Here is a 19,015-nt window from a genome sequence, read left to right on the forward strand (position 1 = left end):
ACCGAAATAAAAATGAAACTGACACCAAGGCATCAACTTCGCCAACCCCCTGCCCCAATGCGGCCTGTCAATCAATGGCCAATCAGCCAGAGATAGCCCGGAACAGGCCAAATGACGTTAAATCGTTGAATGTCACCACCAGCATGAACACCATGACCAAGGCAAAGCCGGAACGGAATGCCCATTCCTGTACTTTCGGGCTGGCAGGCTTCCTCCGAACCGCTTCCAATGCATAGAACATCAAATGCCCTCCATCGAGCATCGGAATTGGCAGGAGGTTGATGAACCCCAAGTTAATTGAGATCAGCGCAACAAAAAGAATGAAACTTTCCAGACCCAGTTTGAACTGTTCGCCGGAAGCCTGCGCAATCTTCAGCGGACCGCCGAGTTCCTTGATCGAACGCTTGCCGGTAATCACCTGCCCGAGCGTGGTAATGATCTGGTCGACGATGCCGATTGTTTTTTCGACAGCTATGCCAGGTGCTTCGAGCGGCGTGACTTCGCGCCACTCTACCTTGCTCGATGACATGCCCAGCATACCGAGCCGATATTCATTGCCGAACCGGTCTTTCATCATATGGACACCGATTGTGGCCTGCTTGGCGATTTGCCGGCCATCCCGTTCATAGACAATTTCGACAGTCTCTTCCGGGATCATGATCATCTTCTGCCGCAGATCCTCGAACAGGTCGATCTTGTCCCCGTCGACCGAGATGATCCGGTCACCCGGCTCCATACCGATCGCAGCGGCAGTCGAGTCAGGCGCGATGGCACTGGCAACCGGGAGGGTTGCGCTGGTACCATAAGCGATAACGAAACCCATGATGATCAATATTGCAAAGATGAAATTGATCGCCGGCCCGGCAAACACGATTGCGGCGCGCTTCCAGAGGGGTTTGGACTGGAAGGTCTGATTGCGCTCCGCCGCCGGCAGGCTGAGCCATTCCTTGCTCTTCGTCCCGGCCGGATCCATGTCTCCGGCGAACTGGACATAGCCACCGAGCGGTAACATGCCGATTTTCCAGCGGGTCCCGCGCTTGTCGGTCCATCCCGCGATTTCCTTGCCAAAACCGATGGAAAAAGTCTCCGCCTTGACGCCACACCAGCGCCCGACCAGATAATGTCCCATTTCGTGCACGAATACGAGCACGCCGATGACAATCAGAAAGGAGAATAAATAAATCAAAAAACCGGGATTGTCCGTCAAACCTTCAATTCCTCAACCAGCTGTTCGGTGCGAATGCGGGCTTCCTTGTCTATCGCAAAAATATCCGCCAATTCGCTCGGATCTGGCGGGCTATAACTGTCTAGCAGACGCGATACAATCTCTGTGATGTCCAGAAACTGAACCGTTCGGTTAAGAAATGCCGCGACGGCCACTTCGTTGGCCGCATTGAGCATCGCCGGCTTGGCACCACCCGCCACGATAGCAGCCCGCGCAATCCGGGTGGCCGGGAAGCGGGTTTCATCGGGTTGCTGGAAATCCAGCCGGCCGATTTCTGCCAGATTGAGCGGTTCGCAGTTGCTGTGCATCCGGTCAGGCCAGGCCAGCGCGCTGGCGATCGGTATCCGCATATCCGGAGACCCAAGTTGCGCCAGTGTTGAGCGGTCGTGATATTCGACCATCGAATGAATGACCGACTGCGGATGTACCAATATCTCGATCTTGTCGAGACCGACCGGGAACAGATGATGGGCTTCGATCAGCTCCAGCCCCTTGTTCATCATCGTCGCGCTATCGACGGAAATTTTGGCACCCATGTCCCAGTTGGGATGGGCAACCGCCTGTTCGGGTGTGACACCGGCCATTTGTTCGTGCGTCCATGTACGGAACGGGCCGCCGCTGGCAGTCAGGGTAATCTTGCTGACCTGATCGATCCGTCCGCCCTGCAGGGCCTGAAATATCGCATTATGTTCGGAATCGACCGGCAACAGGGTTGCACCGGCTATGCGGGCCTCCGCAATCATCAGGGCACCGGCAGAAACCAGCGCCTCCTTGTTGGCAAGCGCGACCGTCTTGCCACAGCGCAGAGCCTCAAGGGTTGGCGGTAATCCTGCACAACCGACAATCGCTGCCATTGTCCAATCGGCGCCCAGCGCCGCCGCCGCAATCAGCGCATCGGGACCGCTAGCCGCCTCGATTGACGTCCCCGCCAGTTGCTGCTTGAGTGCGGGATAGGCGGCATCATCTGCCACTACAGCGATCCGGGCAGAGAATTCCTTGGCCAGAGCGGCAAGCTCCGCTGCGTTTCCGTTGGCAGTCAGAGCGAAGACCTCATATTGGTCACGATGCTGACGAACGAGATCCAGAGTCGACAGGCCAACCGATCCTGTCGCACCGAATATGGAGATGGATCTGGTCATGACAGAGTGGGCCAGCTATCGACCAGCATGATCAGCGCAACGACCGGTGCGACCGGAATCAAGCCGTCGAGCCGGTCCATTACACCGCCATGTCCCGGAAATATCGTTCCGCTATCCTTGGTACCGGCTTTTCGCTTGAGCCAGCTTTCGAACAGGTCGCCCATTTGTGCCAGCACCGCCAGGGGGATGCTGAGCAGCACCATATAGAAAGACAGTCCCCAATGGACATGCAGTGCGAAACTGAGCGCCGCTGTCAGGATAACGCCGCCAACCAAGCCAGCCCAGGTCTTGTTCGGACTATATTGTGGTGCCAATTTGGGTCCGCCGATCGCGCGGCCGGAGAAATAGGCACCTATGTCCGTGGCCCAGACCAGCGCCAGCGTCCACAGCATGACAAGAATACCCTTGTCAATCTCGCGTAAATAGAGAACCGCAAGAGCTGGAAGGCCAGCGTAAATTACCCCTGCAGCAAGCTTGATCGACCGATCGAATACAGCGACGAACATCGCCGCGCCCAAGATCAGGCCGAGCGCCAGAAACGATGGCCCCGCTGCCCAGGGAGACATGATCGCTAGTGGAACCGACAGCGCATACATGGCCATCAACCGTTTGTCGCGACGACCGGTCAGCCCTGCCCATTCGCTCATGATCCCCAGCGACATAAGCACCGCCAGCAACCACAGAAGCATGCCGCCGAAATAGCCCGCCAGCAAAGCAACTCCGATCAGGAGGATGCCCACGATAATGCGGGTTTGCAACTCGTTGGCCTTTCCGGGCACCGGTGCAGCGGGATCATTCATGTTCAGCGCCCACCAAAGCGGCGTTCGCGTTCACCGAAGGACTGCAGCGCTTTCTCAAGCTCGGCCTTGTCGAAATCGGGCCAGAGCGTATCGGTAAAATATAATTCCGAATAAGCCGCCTGCCACAGCAGAAAGTTCGACAGACGCAATTCGCCGGAGGTTCTGATCAGCAGATCGAGTGGCGGCAGATCGACAGTGTCCAAGGCCCCCGCGATATGCTCGAGACCGATCGCCTCCGGCTCCAGTTCGCCCTGCTTTACCCGGCTCGCGACATGCTGAACCGCACGGCGCATTTCATCCTGCGCGCCATAGTTGAGCGCAACGGCCAGCGTCATCTTGTCATTTCCGGCCGTTTTCCGGATCGCATTATCGATCATCGTGACAATATCGGAATCGAGCGCCCGGTAATTGCCGATGACCTTCAAACGCACGCCGTTTTTGACAAATTCGTCAATGTCCGACTGGATATATTGCCGCAGCAATCCCATCAGGTCGCTGATTTCTTCTTCCGGACGGCTCCAGTTTTCGGATGAAAAAGCATAGAGCGTCATCGCTTCCATTCCCATTTCACCGGCCACACGGACGATATTGCGAACCGCTTCGACGCCCTTCTTGTGGCCCAGAGCACGGGGAAGATGCTTGCGCTTGGCCCAACGGCCGTTGCCATCCATGATGATGGCAATATGACGCGCCCCATAGGTCGGGCCTGATTTACCGGCGGCACCTTGCACTGCCGCTCCGGAACCGATTTTGGAACGCGAGAGCTTCACTGGGTCAGGATTTCCCGCTCTTTGGCCTCGGACAATTTGTCGGCCTCGGCAATCATATCATCGGTCAGCTTCTGGACTTCAGTCTCGAGCCGCTTTTTCTCGTCCTCGCTGATTTCCTTCTTATTCTCATCGGCCTTCAGATCATCCATGCCGTCGCGCCGGACATTGCGAATGGCTATACGGGCTTTCTCGGCAAACTGACCGGTTAGTTTCGCGAGATCCTTACGACGCTCTTCCGTCAGATCTGGTATTGGAAGCCGGATATTGGTGCCATCGACCATCGGGTTCAATCCGAGATTGGCCGACCGGATCGCTTTCTCTACGGGCTGGATATTGCTTTTGTCCCACACCTGTACGGACAGCATGCGCGGTTCCGGCACCGAGACCGTAGCGACCTGGTTCAGCGGCATATTGGATCCATATACTTCCACGGTAATCGTATCCAGCAGGGCAATATTGGCCCGGCCCGTCCGAAGTCCGCTCAAATCATGTTTGAGCGCCTCGAGGGTGCTATTCATTCTCTTTTCCAGATCGGCTTTGTCATATTTTGCCATTGCTGTTTCCTCTAGATTTTATTTGGTTGTCCCAACCATGGTCGCGGTTCCGCCGCCCCCCAATACGGTTGCGAGATTGCCCTGCTCGCGGATCGAGAAGACCACAATCGGTATCTTGTTTTCCCGGCACAGCGCCACTGCACTGGCGTCCATGACCTGCAGATTATCGCTCAAGACCTGGTCGAAGCTCAGTTCATCATAGCGCGTCGCATCGGGATCAAGCTTCGGATCGGCATTATAAACACCGTCGACACTGGTGCCCTTGAAAAGGGCTTCACACCCCATCTCGGCGGCCCGCAGCGCAGCGGCGGTATCGGTGGTAAAATAGGGGTTTCCGGTGCCCGCAGCGAAAATGACGATCCGGCCTTTTTCGAGATGGCGCACCGCCTTCCGGCGGATATAGGGCTCGCACACACTCGCCATCGGGATCGCCGAAAGAACCCGCGTATCGCAACCCATCTGTTCGAGCGCATTCTGTACGGCCAGCGCATTCATCACCGTGGCCAGCATGCCCATATAATCGGCACTGGTCCGCTCGAAGCCTTTGGCCGCCGCCGCGAGCCCGCGGAAAATATTGCCGCCGCCAACGACCAGACAAAGCTCGAATCCCGCCTCCTTGGCAGATTTTACTTCGGTGGCGATGCGATTGACCGTCTCCGGGTCGATCCCAAACTCGCTGGAGCCCATCAGGACTTCACCGGAAAGTTTCAGCAAAATACGCTTGAAGGCGGGTCGTTTCATGCAAATCCTATCCCGCCGGAATCAATGCCCGGCCCCAAAAACAACAATGGCGCAGACCATAGATAGTCCGCGCCATGCTGCCAAGCGTTACCGCCTGAATTATTCAATCGACCGCTCGATTAGCCGGCAACTGCGGCGGCTACCTCTGCGGCGAAATCATCTTCTTTCTTCTCGATGCCTTCGCCAAGCTGGAAACGGACATATTCCGTAAGCTTGATTTCCGCACCGGCATCTTTGCCGGCCTGCTCGACAACCTGAGCAACAGGTGTCTTGTTGTCCATCACGAAAATCTGGCTGAGCAGCGCATTTTCCTTTGCAAATTTTGCCATCGCGCCATCGACCATTTTCTCGACGATATTTTCCGGCTTGCCCGATTCAGCGGCCTTTTCCGCAGCGATAGCGCGTTCACGCTCAAGCATCTCCTGATCCAGACCGTCGGCGTTCAGCGCCAGCGGGAATGCTGCAGCGATGTGCATTGCGATCTGCTTGCCGAGGGGCTCCAGAACATCCGCGCCTGCGGTGCTTTCCAAGGCAACCAGAACACCGATCTTGCCCATCGAAGGGGTGACGGCGTTGTGGATATAGGGAACGACAAGACCGCTGGAGACCGCAACGGTCTTCATCCGGCGAATGGCCTGGTTTTCGCCAATGGTAGCGATATTGTTGGTCAGAACTTCCTGAACGGTGCCGCCGGCAGGGTAAGCCGAAGCCGACAGCGCGTCCACGTCGTCGCTGTCCATGCCAAGAGCGACCTGCGTCACATTGGCGACAAAATCCTGAAACTGATCGTTTTTCGCAACGAAGTCGGTTTCGCTGTTCACTTCGACGGCAACGCCGCGAGTGCCTTCGACGGCGACGCCGACAAGACCTTCGGCAGCCGTGCGGCTCGATTTTTTCTGCGCCGCGGCAAGGCCCTTGGTCCGCAACAGGTCAACCGCTGCTTCCACGTCGCCATTGGTTTCGTTCAGTGCTTTTTTGCAATCCATCATGCCCGCACCGGTGCGTTCGCGCAGTTCTTTCACTGCTGCTGCTGTAATAGCCATTGTTCGTTCCTCAATTTCTTGATCGGGAAATTTGAAATCGGGGCGACAAAAAATGCCGCCCCTTATTATTCTATTACGGTCAATATATGACCGCAGAAAGAAGCTTCAAGCTCAGGCTTTTTCGTCAGCCTTCGGTTCTTCTGCCGCGATTTCCGCGATATCCGCAACCGCCGCTTCTTCACCGGAAGTCATTGCGCTTGCATTGGCTTCGCTCGAAACAATCTGTTCGACCGGAGGAGCAACTGCTGCGCCGAGATCTTCGCCGGCTGCTACCGAAGCGTCCTGGCCGCCCTTGGTTGCTGCCGCAGCAACGGATTCACAATAGAGACGAATGGCCCGTGCGGCATCGTCATTGCCCGGAACCGGGAAAGCGATGTTGCTGGGATCGACGTTCGAATCGAGAATCGCGACAACCGGAATACCCAGAACATTGGCTTCCTTGATCGCGAGTTCTTCCTTGTTCGCATCGATCACGAACATGACATCTGGAATGCCGCCCATGTCGCGAATACCGCCAAGCGATAGTTCGAGCTTGGCATGTTCGCGGGTCATCTGCAGGACTTCTTTCTTGGTAAAACCAGCGGTGTCGCCACCAAGCTGCTCTTCCAGGGTCTTCATCCGGCGGATCGAGTTGGAAATCGTTTTCCAGTTGGTCAGCATGCCGCCGAGCCAGCGATGGTTTACGAAATGCTGGCCGCTGGCGCGCGCTGCTTCAGCGATAGGCTCCTGCGCCTGACGCTTGGTTCCGACAAACAGGACCTTGCCGCCGGCCGAAGTGGCATTGGCGATAAAATCGAGCGCCCGTGCGAACAAAGGCACGGTCTGCGAGAGGTCAAGAATATGGACGCTGTTGCGGGCGCCAAAGATATATGGTTTCATCTTCGGGTTCCAGCGGTGGGTCTGGTGGCCGAAATGCGCTCCGGCTTCAATCAATTGCTGTAGGGTGACGACAGGGGCCGCCATAATATTTCTCCTTATCCGGTTATGCCTCTGGAAAGCTGAGAACCTCGAACGACCTGAAAGACCGCTGTCAGCACCGGTATGGGCGCTTTCCATGTGGAATATCGGGCGCGTTAGAGATGTCGCTCCGGAAATGCAATGAAAAAATCATGGCAGAGGGCAGTCTGCCCGAACGATCTGCCATTATTTGTGCCGCAGGCAAAGATTGCTGTTGACAACGAGAACATATATGGAACATTAAGGGTTCATCAAAAGAACAAACGGGATCGTCACATGCTTGCTATCGCCATCTCAACCTTTTTTGCCCTCGCCTTTCTGGGCGCCGTCGCCGTCATTGCAATGATGTTTTCCCAATATCGCGGCAGGATTTCGCGGGTCATCCAAAGCGGGTTTCGTGGCAAGCGCCCCGCCACCGTTATCCGGACGACTATCTGTCACCAGCGTTCGGCCAAGGCGCCGCAGCCTACGCTCCGGCACTGCCCGATTCGGCCCGTTCCGCTGCGCGCTGCCGCTTGACTTTGGCATAGCTTCTGATGCTGAACGGAATGAGCATCAGATAGCCAATGCTTATGGCCGAAAGCATGATCCAGGGTGAATTGATCAAGGCAACACCGACCAGCGCCACCACGGCAATCCCTTCCAGCCTGATATTCTTCCGCAAACGCAGCGATGACCAGCTGAAAGTCGCCGTATTCGATATCATCAGAAACGCGATCAACACAATCCACGGTGCCACAAGCGCATAGTGACGGAAAATTTCCTCTCCCGTAATCATCCACAGATACAGCGGCAACATCGCCAGCCCTGCACCCACCGGCGCCGGAATGCCCGTAAGGAAGCCAGCCGACTTGTGCGGCTGGTCCTGGTCATCGATCAACGCATTGAAGCGCGCCAGCCTGAGCGCGCAACCGACCACCATCGTAAGCGCCAGCACCCAGCCAAATTGTGGCATATATTGGGTCGACCATAGAAACATGACAAGCGCAGGCGATACGCCAAAGGCGATTACATCGGATAGAGAATCCAGCTCCGCGCCAAACCGGCTCTGCGCGTTCAGCAAACGAGCGATCCGGCCATCCAGACCATCCAATATTCCTGCCAGAACAATCGCCGCTGCTGCCAGCACCCAATTATCCAGATAGGCGAAGCGAACGCTGCTCAGGCCAACGCACAATGCTAGCGCGGTTACCGCGTTCGGAACAAAAGCGCGCAGCGGAATACCGCGTTCGGGACGCTTCATCGAACCTTTTCCGGCCATCAGCGTTGCTCCATCCGGCAAGGTGGCAGTGCGGAGATCATTGCCCTACACCCTCAATTTCCTTCGTCTGGCCAATCACGGCAAGAATTGTTTCGCCGGCAATGGCCCGCTGGCCCAGCACGACATTCGGCTCCGTTCCCTTTGGCAGGTAGACATCAACCCGGCTACCGAAGCGGATCAGTCCGATTCGCTGTCCGGCGGCGACAAAATCGCCTTCCTTGACGAAGGCCATGATCCGTCGGGCGATCAGCCCTGCTATCTGGGTGAAGCCAACCTTCAGTCCGTCATTGCGCTCAACCATGAAATGCTGCCGTTCATTTTCTTCACTCGCCTTGTCGAGGTCGGCGTTGAGAAATTTTCCGGAAATATAGGCCTGACGCCGAACCGTTCCCTCGATCGGTGTGCGGTTGATATGGACATCGAAAACGCTCATGAAGATCGAGACACGGATCAGCTCTTCGCTACCGAGGCCCCCCTCGCCCTGCAACTCTACCGGCGGCGTGACCGGCATGATCAGATTCACCAGCCCGTCTGCGGGCGAAACGATATAATTTTCACCCAGCGGTGTAACCCTTTTCGGATCGCGGAAAAATGCCAATACCCAAAGGGTGATACCAGCCATTGGCCAGGCCAGCGTCTCCCATGCCATGACCGCAAAAAGCGCGGTGATCGCTCCGGCGATGACAGCAAATTTGCGCCCCTCGGGATGGATCGGTGGGAAAGACCATTTGGCTTCACCCAGCCCCTTGTTGGAATATTTTTCGATTGCCATGACCGCTACTTAGTGGCGGGCCGTTGGTCTGACAACTCTCCCGTTGATATATCGGAAATTCTATATCGCGATTAGCCAAGCCACATCAAATCATCCCCCGCAACTCTGGGTTGAACAAATGGCAATCTTTGCTAAGAGGCTCGCAACATCATTCCTCCCTATTGTTCCCGTTTCAGGAAAGAAATATACGATATGTCGAAAATTAAGGTCAAAAACCCGGTCGTCGAAATTGATGGCGACGAAATGACGCGCATCATCTGGCAGTGGATTCGCGAACGGCTGATTGAACCTTATCTCGACATCGATCTGCATTATTATGACCTCTCGATCGAGGTCCGCGACGACACTAACGATAAAATCACCGTCGATGCAGCCAATGCAATCAAGAAACACGGCGTTGGCGTCAAATGCGCCACTATCACGCCGGACGAGGACCGGGTCGAAGAATTCGGTCTGAAGCGGATGTGGAAATCGCCGAACGGCACGATTCGTAACATTCTGGGCGGCGTCGTATTCCGTGAACCGATTGTCATCGACAATGTTCCCCGCCTCGTTCCGGGCTGGACCGACCCCATTGTCGTTGGCCGTCATGCCTTTGGCGACCAGTATCGTTCAACCGATTTCAAGGTTCCCGGCCCCGGCAAGCTCCGTCTCGTCTGGGAAGGCGACAATGGCGATTCGATTGACGAGGAAGTGTTCCAGTTCCCGTCCCCCGGCATTGCCATGGCCATGTATAATCTGGACGATTCGATCCGCGATTTTGCCCGTGCGTCGATGAACTACGGACTGAACCGCGAATGGCCGGTGTACCTGTCGACCAAGAACACGATCATGAAAGCCTATGATGGCCGCTTCAAGGATCTGTTCGAAGAAGTCTTCCAGGACGAATTCAAGGCCAAGTTTGACAAGGCCGGCATCACTTATGAACATCGTCTGATTGATGACATGGTCGCCTCTGCGCTGAAGTGGAGCGGCAAATTCGTCTGGGCCTGTAAGAATTATGACGGTGATGTTCAGTCGGACACGGTTGCACAAGGCTTTGGTTCGCTTGGTCTGATGACCTCGGTGCTGATGACCCCGACCGGCGATTGCGTCGAAGCCGAAGCCGCGCACGGCACGGTTACCCGTCACTATCGCCAGCATCAGCAGGGCAAGGCGACATCGACCAATCCTATCGCATCAATCTTTGCCTGGACCCGCGGCCTTATCTATCGCGGGAAATTCGACGATACGCCGGACGTCACGCGCTTTGCCGAGACACTGGAGCGCGTCTGCATCCAGACGGTTGAAAGCGGCAGCATGACCAAGGATCTCGCAATCCTTATCGGACCGGACCAGTCATGGATGACCACCGAGCAGTTTTTCGAAGCGGTTCGCTCCAATCTGGAAGCGGAAATGGAAAACTGGCAGAAGTCATAACGGTTTAGATGGCATTTCGGGCGATTGGATATCCTCTCGCCCGAAACCCATGCCGATGATTCGTCCGGGAATGCGGCGCAACAGCGGCGCCCGGTCCAGCAACTTCAGCGGAAAAAACGGCCTTGCAATCGGTTTGCTGCGACGCAGCAACGGTTCAATCACACGGTCCTGTGCCAGTTTCTGAAAAGCCTGCATGCGCCTTACCGGCTTTATTCTGCGCGCCTGGACCTGGCTCAGCCGCGAATCGGGATTATCCCCTTTCAGCATGGCAGCAGCCAGAACATTGGCCGCTGTCACTGCGTCCTGCACCGCGATATTAATCCCAACTCCTCCAATTGGTGACATGGCATGAGCCGCATCGCCAATGGCCAGCAGCCCCGGTCGATGCCAGCGATCCAGCCGGTCAAGCGCCACTTCCAGTGTTTTCACCTGGTCCCAGCTGCTTATCTGATTGAACGCCTCGCTCAGATCGGGGACCAGCGATCGCAAACCGGCGCGAAAGGCCTCCAGACCGGCGGCTTTCACTTCATCAGCCTGCCCCTTGGTAAATATATAGGCGCATTGATAATAGTCCCGACGATCGATCATTACCATGAACCGGCCTGCTTGCACTGTCCCAAAGACGTCACCGCCGGCATTTTTTGGCTTGGTGACGCGGAACCAGAATACATCCATGGGTGCGCCGATATCCTGCAGCGGGAGCTCCGCCTTGCCCCGCAACACCGATCGCCGTCCGTCGGCGGCAACGACCAGACGGGCGTTCAATATGTTGCCCTGCCGGGTATGAACTCCGCACACGCGTTCATCTGCGTCATAGACAAGATCGACCGCCTCGGTCTGCATCAACAGCTCGAACCCGGGATATTGCCCAGCCCTGGTCGCGATAAAATTCAGCAAATCCCATTGCGGCATCATCGCAATATAGGGTGCCACCAGAGGCAGATGGCTGAAATCCAGGATTTTCATCTGCTGTCCGGCAATATGGATCGAGGCCTGATCGATCCTGCTATGCGGCAGCTTCAACAGATCGGCGAGCATGCCAAGTTGATGGAACAGTTCCAGCGTTGAAGGATGAACCGTGTCGCCCCGAAAATCGCGGAGAAAGTCCGCATGCTTCTCCAGTACGGCCACTTTCAGTCCGGCCCGGGCAAACAGCAGTCCGGCCATCATCCCGGCAGGACCGCCACCCACAATCACGATGTCGCGCTGATTTTCCGACATTCTTCTTCTCCGTCATGTAAGCTGCTGACAAATAGCATTGTTCGCGTATAGAGTCGCCCCATGCACAGTCCGCTTGAGAATCCAGCCTTCATCGATGCCATCGTAATCCTCGGCGCCGCCGGGATCGTTATTCCGGCCTTCGCCCGATTTCGCATCACCCCGATCATCGGCTTCATTCTGGTCGGCGTTCTGCTCGGTCCGTCCGGGCTCGGGTCACTTGGAGATCAATATAGTTGGCTGCAATATGTCACGATCAACGATCGCGAGACCATCGAACCATTTGCTGAAATGGGGATCATATTATTGCTTTTCTCCATCGGGCTTGAACTCTCGTTCAAGCGTCTATGGTCCTTGCGCCGTCTTGTTTTTGGCGTAGGCGCGGCGGAATTGCTGGCTTCCGGTCTGATCATCGGCTCCGTTCTATATCTTCTCGGCCAAAATTCTGCGGGCGCACTGGGCCTCGGGCTGGCCCTTGCCCTGTCCTCGACCGCATTGGTCCTGCCGATGTCGGGCACCAAAAGTCCGGTCGGACGGGCCGCTCTGGCCATGCTCCTGTTCGAGGACGTCGCCATTGTTCCGATCATCTTCCTGCTCGGCGCCATTTCCCCGGCGATCACCGCCGATGGTGGGTGGGACGATCTGGGTCGCACGCTGCTGATGGGCGGTGCCGTGATCATCGGCATGCTGGTGCTCGGCCGGCTGCTGCTGCCGCGCATATTCGCGCAGGCCGCCCGAACCAAGAGCCCGGAACTGTTTCTTGCGGTGAGCCTGCTGGTGATCATTCTCGCCAGTCTTGCCACCGGTGCAACCGGATTGTCGCCGATCGTGGGTGCCCTGCTCGCCGGCCTGCTGATTGCGGAAACCGAATATCACGGTGAAGTGGAAGTCATTACCCAGCCCTTCAAGGGCCTGGCATTGGGCGTCTTCCTGATCACGGTGGGCATGCAGATCGATATAAGGGTGATCATGGCCAACTGGTCGGATCTGCTGATCGCGGTTGTCGGCGTCGTGTTGATCAAGGCCATCGTCACCAGCAGCCTGTTGCGTTTTGCCGGCGCGCGACCGGGCACTGCAACCGAAGCCGGCGTCCTGATGTCCAGCCCGTCCGAAACGACCCTGATCGTTCTCGCCGCAGCAACACAGGCGCAACTGATCCAGCCACAGACCGCCGCCTTCTGGCAGATCGTGACCGCCATCGGACTGACCATCACCCCGCTGCTCGCCCGCTTTGGCCACGACATCGCTCGGCGGATGGAAATGCGCAGCGACGGCGGTGCAGCGGCCGATGAAAAACCGGTTGAAGCGCAGCAGACCATCATCATCGGCTTTGGCCGGGTCGGCAAGCTGATCGCCGATCTTCTGACCACCCATGACCAGAAATATCTCGCCGTTGAAACCAATATCGATACGGTCGCGAAAGCACGGCGCGAGGGCTATCCGATCATGTTCGGCAATGTGGCGCGCAACGAAATGCTCGACCGGTTGCGGCTGGGCCACGCCAAGGCGCTGGTTCTGACCATGGATGAACCGGTACTGTCGGTGCAGATCGTCAAGAAGGTGCGCGCCTGGGTGCCAGACCTGCCAATCATCGCAAGAGCGCGGGACATTGAACATGCCGCTGAACTTTATCAGGCCGGCGCAACCAATGCCGTGCCCGAAGCGCTTGAGGGTTCGTTGCAACTGTCGGAGGCGGTTCTGGTTGAAAATGGCGTGGCCATGGGCCCCGTTATCGCCTCGATCCATGAAGTCCGGGACATTTACCGGAAAAGAATTCAGGAAGAAGGTGACCTGGAATATGAACCCAAGCTAAAATCTATGTCGACATCAACCGGCCAGGCAACCGCCGACGATCTGGTGCCCGACGGCCTTAGCCCGCAAGAACAGACCTGATAGCAGCAATCGCGTCATCGGCCTTGGCACCATCGGGACCGCCGCCCTGCGCCATGTCCGGACGGCCACCACCGCCCTTGCCACCAACCGCAACCACGCCAGCCTGAACCAGATCCACCGCGCTGAAACGGTCGGTCAGATCTGCAGTTACGCCGACCGCGACCGTCGCCCGGCCATCGTTCACCGCCACCAGCGCGCTCACGCCGCTCGACAGTTTCTGCTTCGCCTGATCGACAAGACCGCGCAATTCCTTGGGATTCAGACCTTGAATGACCTGTCCGGCAAACGCGATATCACCAATGGTTTCCGTTTCCGCTGCCTTCGCGCCGCCGCCATCACCGGCCAGCGCCAGCGCTTTCTTTGCTTCGGTCAGCTCCCGTTCCAGCTTCTTGCGTTCGTCGACCAGAGCCGCAACACGCTCGACCGCCTCGTCGGGCGAAGCTTTCAATGTGCCGGCAATCGACTTCAGCTTGGCATCGCGATCCAGCAGCCACAGCCGTGCGGCCTCGCCGGTCAGCGCTTCGATTCTGCGCACACCGCTAGCGACCGCGGATTCGGAAATGATGGTCATCAGGCCGATATCGCCCAGTGCCTGGACATGGGTGCCGCCGCAAAGTTCGACCGAATAATCGCGATCGACATCCCGCCCCATCGACAGCACGCGAACCTCGTCGCCATATTTTTCCCCGAACAGAGCCAGTGCGCCCGCCGCCACCGCATCATCCGGACTCATCAGTCTTGTGGTCACCGCACTGTTGCCCCGAATCTGCGCGTTCACATCCGCTTCCACGGCCTGTATCTCGGCCTCGGTCAGTGCCGAGACATGAGAAAAATCGAAGCGCAGACGATCGGGCGCAACCAGACTACCCTTTTGCGTCACATGATCCCCCAGATGATGGCGCAGGGCCTTGTGCAGCAAATGGGTGGCGCTGTGATTGGCGCGCAGCGCGCTACGCCGTTCTTTATCAACAACCAGATGGACGCTGTCACCGACCGACACCGAGCCCGAACGGATTTCAATCTGGTGGGCGTGCAGCCGTCCCAGCGGTTTTCTCGTATCGGTCACGTTCGCTGCGAATCCGTCTTCACCGGATATTTCGCCAGCATCGCCCATCTGGCCGCCGCTTTCGCCGTAAAATGGCGTCTGGTTGGTCAGCAGGGTGACTGTGTCACCGCTCTGCGCGCTTTCGATTTCGGCACCATCCCTGACCAGAGCGACAACAACGCCCTCGCCTTCCTCGGCTGTATAGCCGGTAAATTCAGTGCTGCCCTCGCGCTCGGCAATGTCGAACCAGACGGTGTCGGACGCCTGGTCACCGGAACCTTTCCACGCGGCACGGGCCGCGGCCTTCTGCTCCGCCATCGCCTTGTCGAAACCTTCACGGTCGACGCCCAGCGATTTGGCGCGCAGCGCATCTTCGGTCAGATCATAGGGGAATCCATAAGTGTCATAGAGCTTGAACGCCGTTGCGCCGGGCAGGACATCGCCCTCGCCCATCTCGACGATTTCCGCGTCGAGGAGCTTCAGGCCATTGGCCAGTGTCTGTCGAAAATTGGTTTCCTCGCGCAGCAACGTCTCCTCGATAAGCGGTTGCGCGCGGATCAGTTCAGGGAAGGCATTGCCCATTTCGCCGGTCAGCGACCCGACCATCCGGTGCATCAACGGATCCTGCGCGCCGAGCAAATGGGCATGGCGCATCGCTCGCCGCATGATCCGGCGCAGCACATAACCGCGGCCCTCGTTGGATGGCAGTACGCCATCAGCGACCAGAAAGGACGAGGCGCGCAGATGATCGGCGATCACCCGGTGGCTGGCCTGGTTTTCTCCGGTCGTGGCGGTGCCGGTGAGCGCGCCGGATTCGGCGATAAGCGCCTTGAACAGGTCGATGTCATAATTATCGTGCACGCCCTGCATGACCGCGGCCACACGTTCCAGCCCCATGCCGGTATCGATCGACGGTTTGGGCAGATCGACGCGGTCACCCTCGCCGCGCTGGTCATATTGCATGAACACGAGATTCCATATCTCGACAAAGCGATCACCATCCTCGTCGGGACTGCCCGGAGGACCACCGAATATATGCTCGCCATGGTCGTAGAAGATTTCGCTGCACGGACCGCACGGGCCGGTATCGCCCATCGACCAGAAATTGTCATTGGTCGCAATCCGGATGATCCGCTCATCCGGCAGGCCGGCAATTTTCTTCCACAGATCGAAGGCTTCGTCGTCGGTGTGATAGACGGTCACGGTTAACCGGTCGGGCGATATACCCCAGATCTTGGTGACCAGCGTCCAGGCATGGACGATCGCCTGTTCCTTGAAATAATCGCCGAAGGAAAAATTCCCGAGCATTTCGAAAAACGTGTGATGCCGCGCGGTATAGCCGACATTGTCGAGATCGTTATGCTTGCCGCCAGCACGCACGCATTTCTGGCTGGACGTAGCCGTCGCATAAGGACTCTTCTCTGCGCCGGTGAAGATATTCTTGAACGGGACCATCCCGGCATTGATGAACATCAGCGTCGGATCATTATAGGGAATGAGCGGCGACGACGGCACAATCTCGTGACCTGCGGCCGCGAAATAGTCGAGAAAAGACCGTCTTATATCATTGGTTGTTTGCATGAAATCGACTTAGGCGACCGATGTGCCGTTGACAATCCCGAGAATGGATCAAAAGCTAATCGCGCCAGCAGGTAACCCGCGTGGTCTCTCCGTCCGCCGGCGATGGACTGATACCGATCGAGGCATATCCTTCGAGACCCTCGATATCCCTCGCCTCGCCGATCGGAGGCAAATTCCACCCCCGCTGGTTCCAGACCGCTCGCACCTCTTCCGGACTATCCTGAAAAACAAGAGAAAAATTATACGGTCCCCGCTCTATCCCGAAATAGAGATGAAAGCCCGAGAGCTTCAACCCGTGCCAGTTGGCCGGTACATCGAGTTCCAGATGATGTTCGATATTCCCCGAAACCGTTTGCAGGATGGACAGATCCAGATTCTGGCCCGCCATCATCTCGACGATCTTCTGAAACCCGTTGTTCGGCGCGCAATCGGGAGAAAAGCCTATCTGCTCTGCCCGGAACATATTTCCGCTGTCCGGCACTGGCTCAACGCCGGTCCCGGCGAGCGACGTGAGACCCAGAAGCAGTAATCCGTCAAGCATAAGCATAAGGCCCGCCCTTCTCGAGTGCCGCCTGATATTGTGGACGGGAATGTATGCGCTCGAGATAGGCCATCAGATTGGGATAGCGCCGATCCAGCCCGGCCCGCGATTGACACGCTTCGAGCGGGAAGCTCATCATAATATCCGCTGCGGTCAACTGATCACCTGCGAAATAGTCTCGGTTCGCCAGTTCGCTTTCCAGCCAGACGAGAATGTCGGTGACCATCTTTCCTACGGGCTTGCGCGCCGGCAAGCCCAGCAGGCCAAGACGTCCGACGACCAGCAAGCCGTAGAGCGGCGGCATCATCGATCCTTCAGCAAAGTGGAGATACTGGTTATATAACCGTGCCCCCTTTTTATCAGCAGGAGCGCCTAGTTTTCCGCCAGCCTTCTCTACCAGATATTCGGCGATAACCGCAGTCTCGATAATGACCTCGGCGTCATCCTCGATCATCGGGGATTTGCCGAGTGGATGAATGGCTTTCAGACTATCCGGTGCTTTTTGGGTTTTGGGATCGCGCTCATAGCGCTTGATTTCATAAGGCAGGCCGAGTTCTTCGAGCAGCCAGAGAATTCGCTGTGACCGGCTATTTTCGAGATGGTGAACGATGATGGTCATTGGCAATGGCCTTCCGATAGGTTTGGCATCTGTTTAGGCTAATGCGATGAAGCGTCTTTATCGACGAGATGTCAACCGTTTCGCCGTGAGGCGCCCGTAGATGTATCGGCCATTCCAAATATAAAAACGGGCCGTCCTAGCAGTCGGGGGACAGAAGGACGGCCCTATGCCAGAGATCGCCTCGGGGGAGAGTGATCCGGCAAAACCTGTGATAAATTTAATTCTTCGTGCCGGCATCAACCGGAGACGGCACGACAAGAGGCAGGTCCGTCAAACCGGCGGCCACAGACCCCGGTCTGACGGCATAATCACCTATTTTCCATCATCGCCGTCATCGGCCTTGCCAATCGGACCGGTCATCATTTCTTCCGCCACTTCTTCCTGTTTGCCGCGAATCTGGTTTTCCAGCTTCGCCATCATTTCCGGATTCTCCAGAAGGAAGCGCTTTGAATTCTCGCGTCCCTGCCCGATGCGGACCGAGTCATAGGAGAACCATGCACCGGATTTTTCAACCACACCGGCTTTCACGCCAAGATCGATAATCTCGCCAACCTTGGAAATGCCCTGACCGTACATGATGTCAAATTCGACCTGTTTGAACGGCGGCGCAACCTTGTTCTTGACGATTTTGACGCGGGTCGAGTTGCCGACAATGTCGTCGCGTTCCTTGATCTGGCCGGTGCGCCGGATGTCCAGCCGGACCGATGCATAGAATTTCAGCGCGTTGCCGCCCGAGGTGGTTTCCGGATTGCCGTACATCACGCCGATTTTCATACGGATCTGGTTGATGAAGATTACCATGCATTTGGAACGGCTGATCGAGCCGGTCAGCTTGCGCAGCGCCTGACTCATCAGGCGCGCCTGCAGACCGACATGGGTGTCACCCATTTCACCTTCGATTTCCGCGCGCGGTACCAGCGCGGCAACCGAGTCGACCACCAAAATGTCAATCGCATTGGACCGGACCAGCGTATCGGTGATTTCCAGCGCCTGCTCCCCGGTATCTGGCTGGGAGATGATCAGTTCGTCGGTATTGACGCCGAGCGCCTTGGCATAAACGGGATCGAGCGCATGTTCCGCGTCCACAAAAGCGGCGGTGCCGCCGTTCTTCTGTGCTTCGGCGATGACGTGCAAAGCCAGCGTTGTCTTGCCCGAGCTTTCCGGCCCGTAAACCTCAATCACGCGTCCTTTAGGCAATCCCCCGATGCCCAGCGCGATATCCAGTCCCAGACTGCCCGTGGAAATGGCTTCCACTTCCAATGCCTTGCGCTGGCCCAGCTTCATTGCCGAGCCCTTTCCGAAAGCGCGGTCGATCTGCGCCAATGCTGCGTCTAGCGCCTTTTGTCTGTCTGATGAGTTCAACTGATTTTCCGATTCTACGACTTTTAAATTGCCGGCCATTTGCCTGTCCCCTTCGCTAAATGCTTAACCATCATC

The 19,015-nt window shown here is 57.0% G+C and carries 18 protein-coding genes; 3 read left to right on the forward strand and 15 right to left on the reverse strand.

Annotated features, from left to right (window positions below; all coding sequences use genetic code 11):
- Positions 1-82: 82 nt before the first annotated feature.
- From rseP to rpsB, 8 genes are all read right to left on the reverse strand, one after another.
- Positions 83-1,207, reverse strand: coding sequence for an RIP metalloprotease RseP (gene rseP, locus ACHZCJ_RS05775; RefSeq protein ID WP_321324668.1), 1,125 nt, complete (start codon positions 1,205-1,207; stop codon positions 83-85).
- Positions 1,204-2,364: a 1-deoxy-D-xylulose-5-phosphate reductoisomerase gene (locus ACHZCJ_RS05780; protein WP_159640967.1), complete on the reverse strand. Its 1,161-nt coding sequence runs from the start codon at positions 2,362-2,364 to the stop codon at positions 1,204-1,206. The genes rseP and ACHZCJ_RS05780 overlap by 4 nt, the downstream gene beginning before the upstream one ends.
- On the reverse strand, positions 2,361-3,164 hold the full coding sequence (locus ACHZCJ_RS05785) for a phosphatidate cytidylyltransferase (protein WP_321324672.1): 804 nt from the start codon (positions 3,162-3,164) through the stop codon (positions 2,361-2,363). Before ACHZCJ_RS05785 ends, ACHZCJ_RS05780 begins: the two co-directional genes overlap by 4 nt.
- Positions 3,165-3,166: 2 nt before the next feature.
- On the reverse strand, positions 3,167-3,895 hold the full coding sequence (locus tag ACHZCJ_RS05790) for an isoprenyl transferase (RefSeq protein WP_321325009.1): 729 nt from the start codon (positions 3,893-3,895) through the stop codon (positions 3,167-3,169).
- Positions 3,896-3,930: 35 nt separating this feature from the next.
- The gene (frr, locus tag ACHZCJ_RS05795; RefSeq protein WP_159640961.1) at positions 3,931-4,488 is read right to left on the reverse strand and encodes a ribosome recycling factor; all 558 of its coding nucleotides are present in this window, start codon (positions 4,486-4,488) and stop codon (positions 3,931-3,933) included.
- 18 nt (positions 4,489-4,506) lie between these two features.
- A complete protein-coding gene (gene pyrH / locus ACHZCJ_RS05800) occupies positions 4,507-5,229 on the reverse strand; it encodes a UMP kinase (RefSeq protein ID WP_159640958.1) in 723 nt (240 codons plus the stop codon).
- 119 nt (positions 5,230-5,348) lie between these two features.
- Positions 5,349-6,272, reverse strand: a complete 924-nt coding sequence (gene tsf / locus ACHZCJ_RS05805; RefSeq protein ID WP_321324675.1) for a translation elongation factor Ts — start codon at positions 6,270-6,272, stop codon at positions 5,349-5,351.
- 111 nt (positions 6,273-6,383) lie between these two features.
- Positions 6,384-7,235, reverse strand: coding sequence for a 30S ribosomal protein S2 (gene rpsB, locus ACHZCJ_RS05810; protein WP_159640952.1), 852 nt, complete (start codon positions 7,233-7,235; stop codon positions 6,384-6,386).
- A gap of 135 nt (positions 7,236-7,370) precedes the next feature.
- Here rpsB and ACHZCJ_RS05815 point away from each other — a divergent pair, with 135 nt between their 5' ends.
- Positions 7,371-7,748, forward strand: a complete 378-nt coding sequence (locus ACHZCJ_RS05815) for a hypothetical protein (RefSeq protein WP_321324677.1) — start codon at positions 7,371-7,373, stop codon at positions 7,746-7,748.
- Here the strand turns inward: ACHZCJ_RS05815 and ACHZCJ_RS05820 are convergent.
- Both ACHZCJ_RS05820 and ACHZCJ_RS05825 read right to left on the reverse strand, forming a co-directional pair.
- Complete coding sequence (locus tag ACHZCJ_RS05820) at positions 7,696-8,490, reverse strand: phosphatidylcholine/phosphatidylserine synthase (protein WP_321324678.1); 795 nt, start codon at positions 8,488-8,490, stop codon at positions 7,696-7,698. The two genes, ACHZCJ_RS05815 and ACHZCJ_RS05820, sit on opposite strands and share 53 nt — an antisense overlap.
- Before the next feature lie 37 nt (positions 8,491-8,527).
- On the reverse strand, positions 8,528-9,262 hold the full coding sequence (locus ACHZCJ_RS05825) for a phosphatidylserine decarboxylase (protein WP_321324680.1): 735 nt from the start codon (positions 9,260-9,262) through the stop codon (positions 8,528-8,530).
- A gap of 192 nt (positions 9,263-9,454) precedes the next feature.
- Between ACHZCJ_RS05825 and ACHZCJ_RS05830 the strand changes: the two genes are divergently transcribed.
- Positions 9,455-10,681, forward strand: a complete 1,227-nt coding sequence (locus tag ACHZCJ_RS05830; RefSeq protein WP_159640941.1) for an NADP-dependent isocitrate dehydrogenase — start codon at positions 9,455-9,457, stop codon at positions 10,679-10,681.
- Here ACHZCJ_RS05830 and ACHZCJ_RS05835 read toward each other — a convergent pair.
- Positions 10,676-11,902 (reverse strand): FAD-dependent oxidoreductase, encoded by a 1,227-nt coding sequence (locus ACHZCJ_RS05835; protein ID WP_321324683.1) that lies wholly within the window; start codon positions 11,900-11,902, stop codon positions 10,676-10,678. The genes ACHZCJ_RS05830 and ACHZCJ_RS05835 overlap by 6 nt on opposite strands.
- A 60-nt stretch (positions 11,903-11,962) precedes the next feature.
- Here ACHZCJ_RS05835 and ACHZCJ_RS05840 point away from each other — a divergent pair, with 60 nt between their 5' ends.
- A complete protein-coding gene (locus ACHZCJ_RS05840; RefSeq protein ID WP_321324685.1) occupies positions 11,963-13,792 on the forward strand; it encodes a cation:proton antiporter in 1,830 nt (609 codons plus the stop codon).
- On the opposite strand, the gene alaS is transcribed toward ACHZCJ_RS05840, so the two are convergent.
- The 4 genes from alaS to recA all read right to left on the reverse strand — a co-directional run bounded on the left by alaS (position 13,770) and on the right by recA (position 18,979).
- Positions 13,770-16,418: an alanine--tRNA ligase gene (gene alaS, locus ACHZCJ_RS05845; RefSeq protein ID WP_321324687.1), complete on the reverse strand. Its 2,649-nt coding sequence runs from the start codon at positions 16,416-16,418 to the stop codon at positions 13,770-13,772. The two genes, ACHZCJ_RS05840 and alaS, sit on opposite strands and share 23 nt — an antisense overlap.
- Positions 16,419-16,473: 55 nt before the next feature.
- Entirely contained in the window at positions 16,474-16,959 is a 486-nt protein-coding gene (locus ACHZCJ_RS05850; protein ID WP_321324689.1) for a hypothetical protein, read from the reverse strand.
- The gene (locus ACHZCJ_RS05855) at positions 16,952-17,578 is read right to left on the reverse strand and encodes a glutathione S-transferase (protein WP_321324691.1); all 627 of its coding nucleotides are present in this window, start codon (positions 17,576-17,578) and stop codon (positions 16,952-16,954) included. The genes ACHZCJ_RS05850 and ACHZCJ_RS05855 overlap by 8 nt, the downstream gene beginning before the upstream one ends.
- A gap of 312 nt (positions 17,579-17,890) precedes the next feature.
- Positions 17,891-18,979 carry a recombinase RecA gene (recA, locus tag ACHZCJ_RS05860; RefSeq protein WP_159640923.1) on the reverse strand — a complete coding sequence of 363 codons (1,089 nt, stop codon included), beginning with the start codon at positions 18,977-18,979 and terminating at the stop codon, positions 17,891-17,893.
- Between the last annotated feature and the right edge of the window lie 36 nt (positions 18,980-19,015).

The sequence above is a fragment of the uncultured Parasphingorhabdus sp. genome (assembly GCF_963677535.2).
Classification (GTDB): Bacteria; Pseudomonadota; Alphaproteobacteria; order Sphingomonadales; family Sphingomonadaceae; genus Parasphingorhabdus.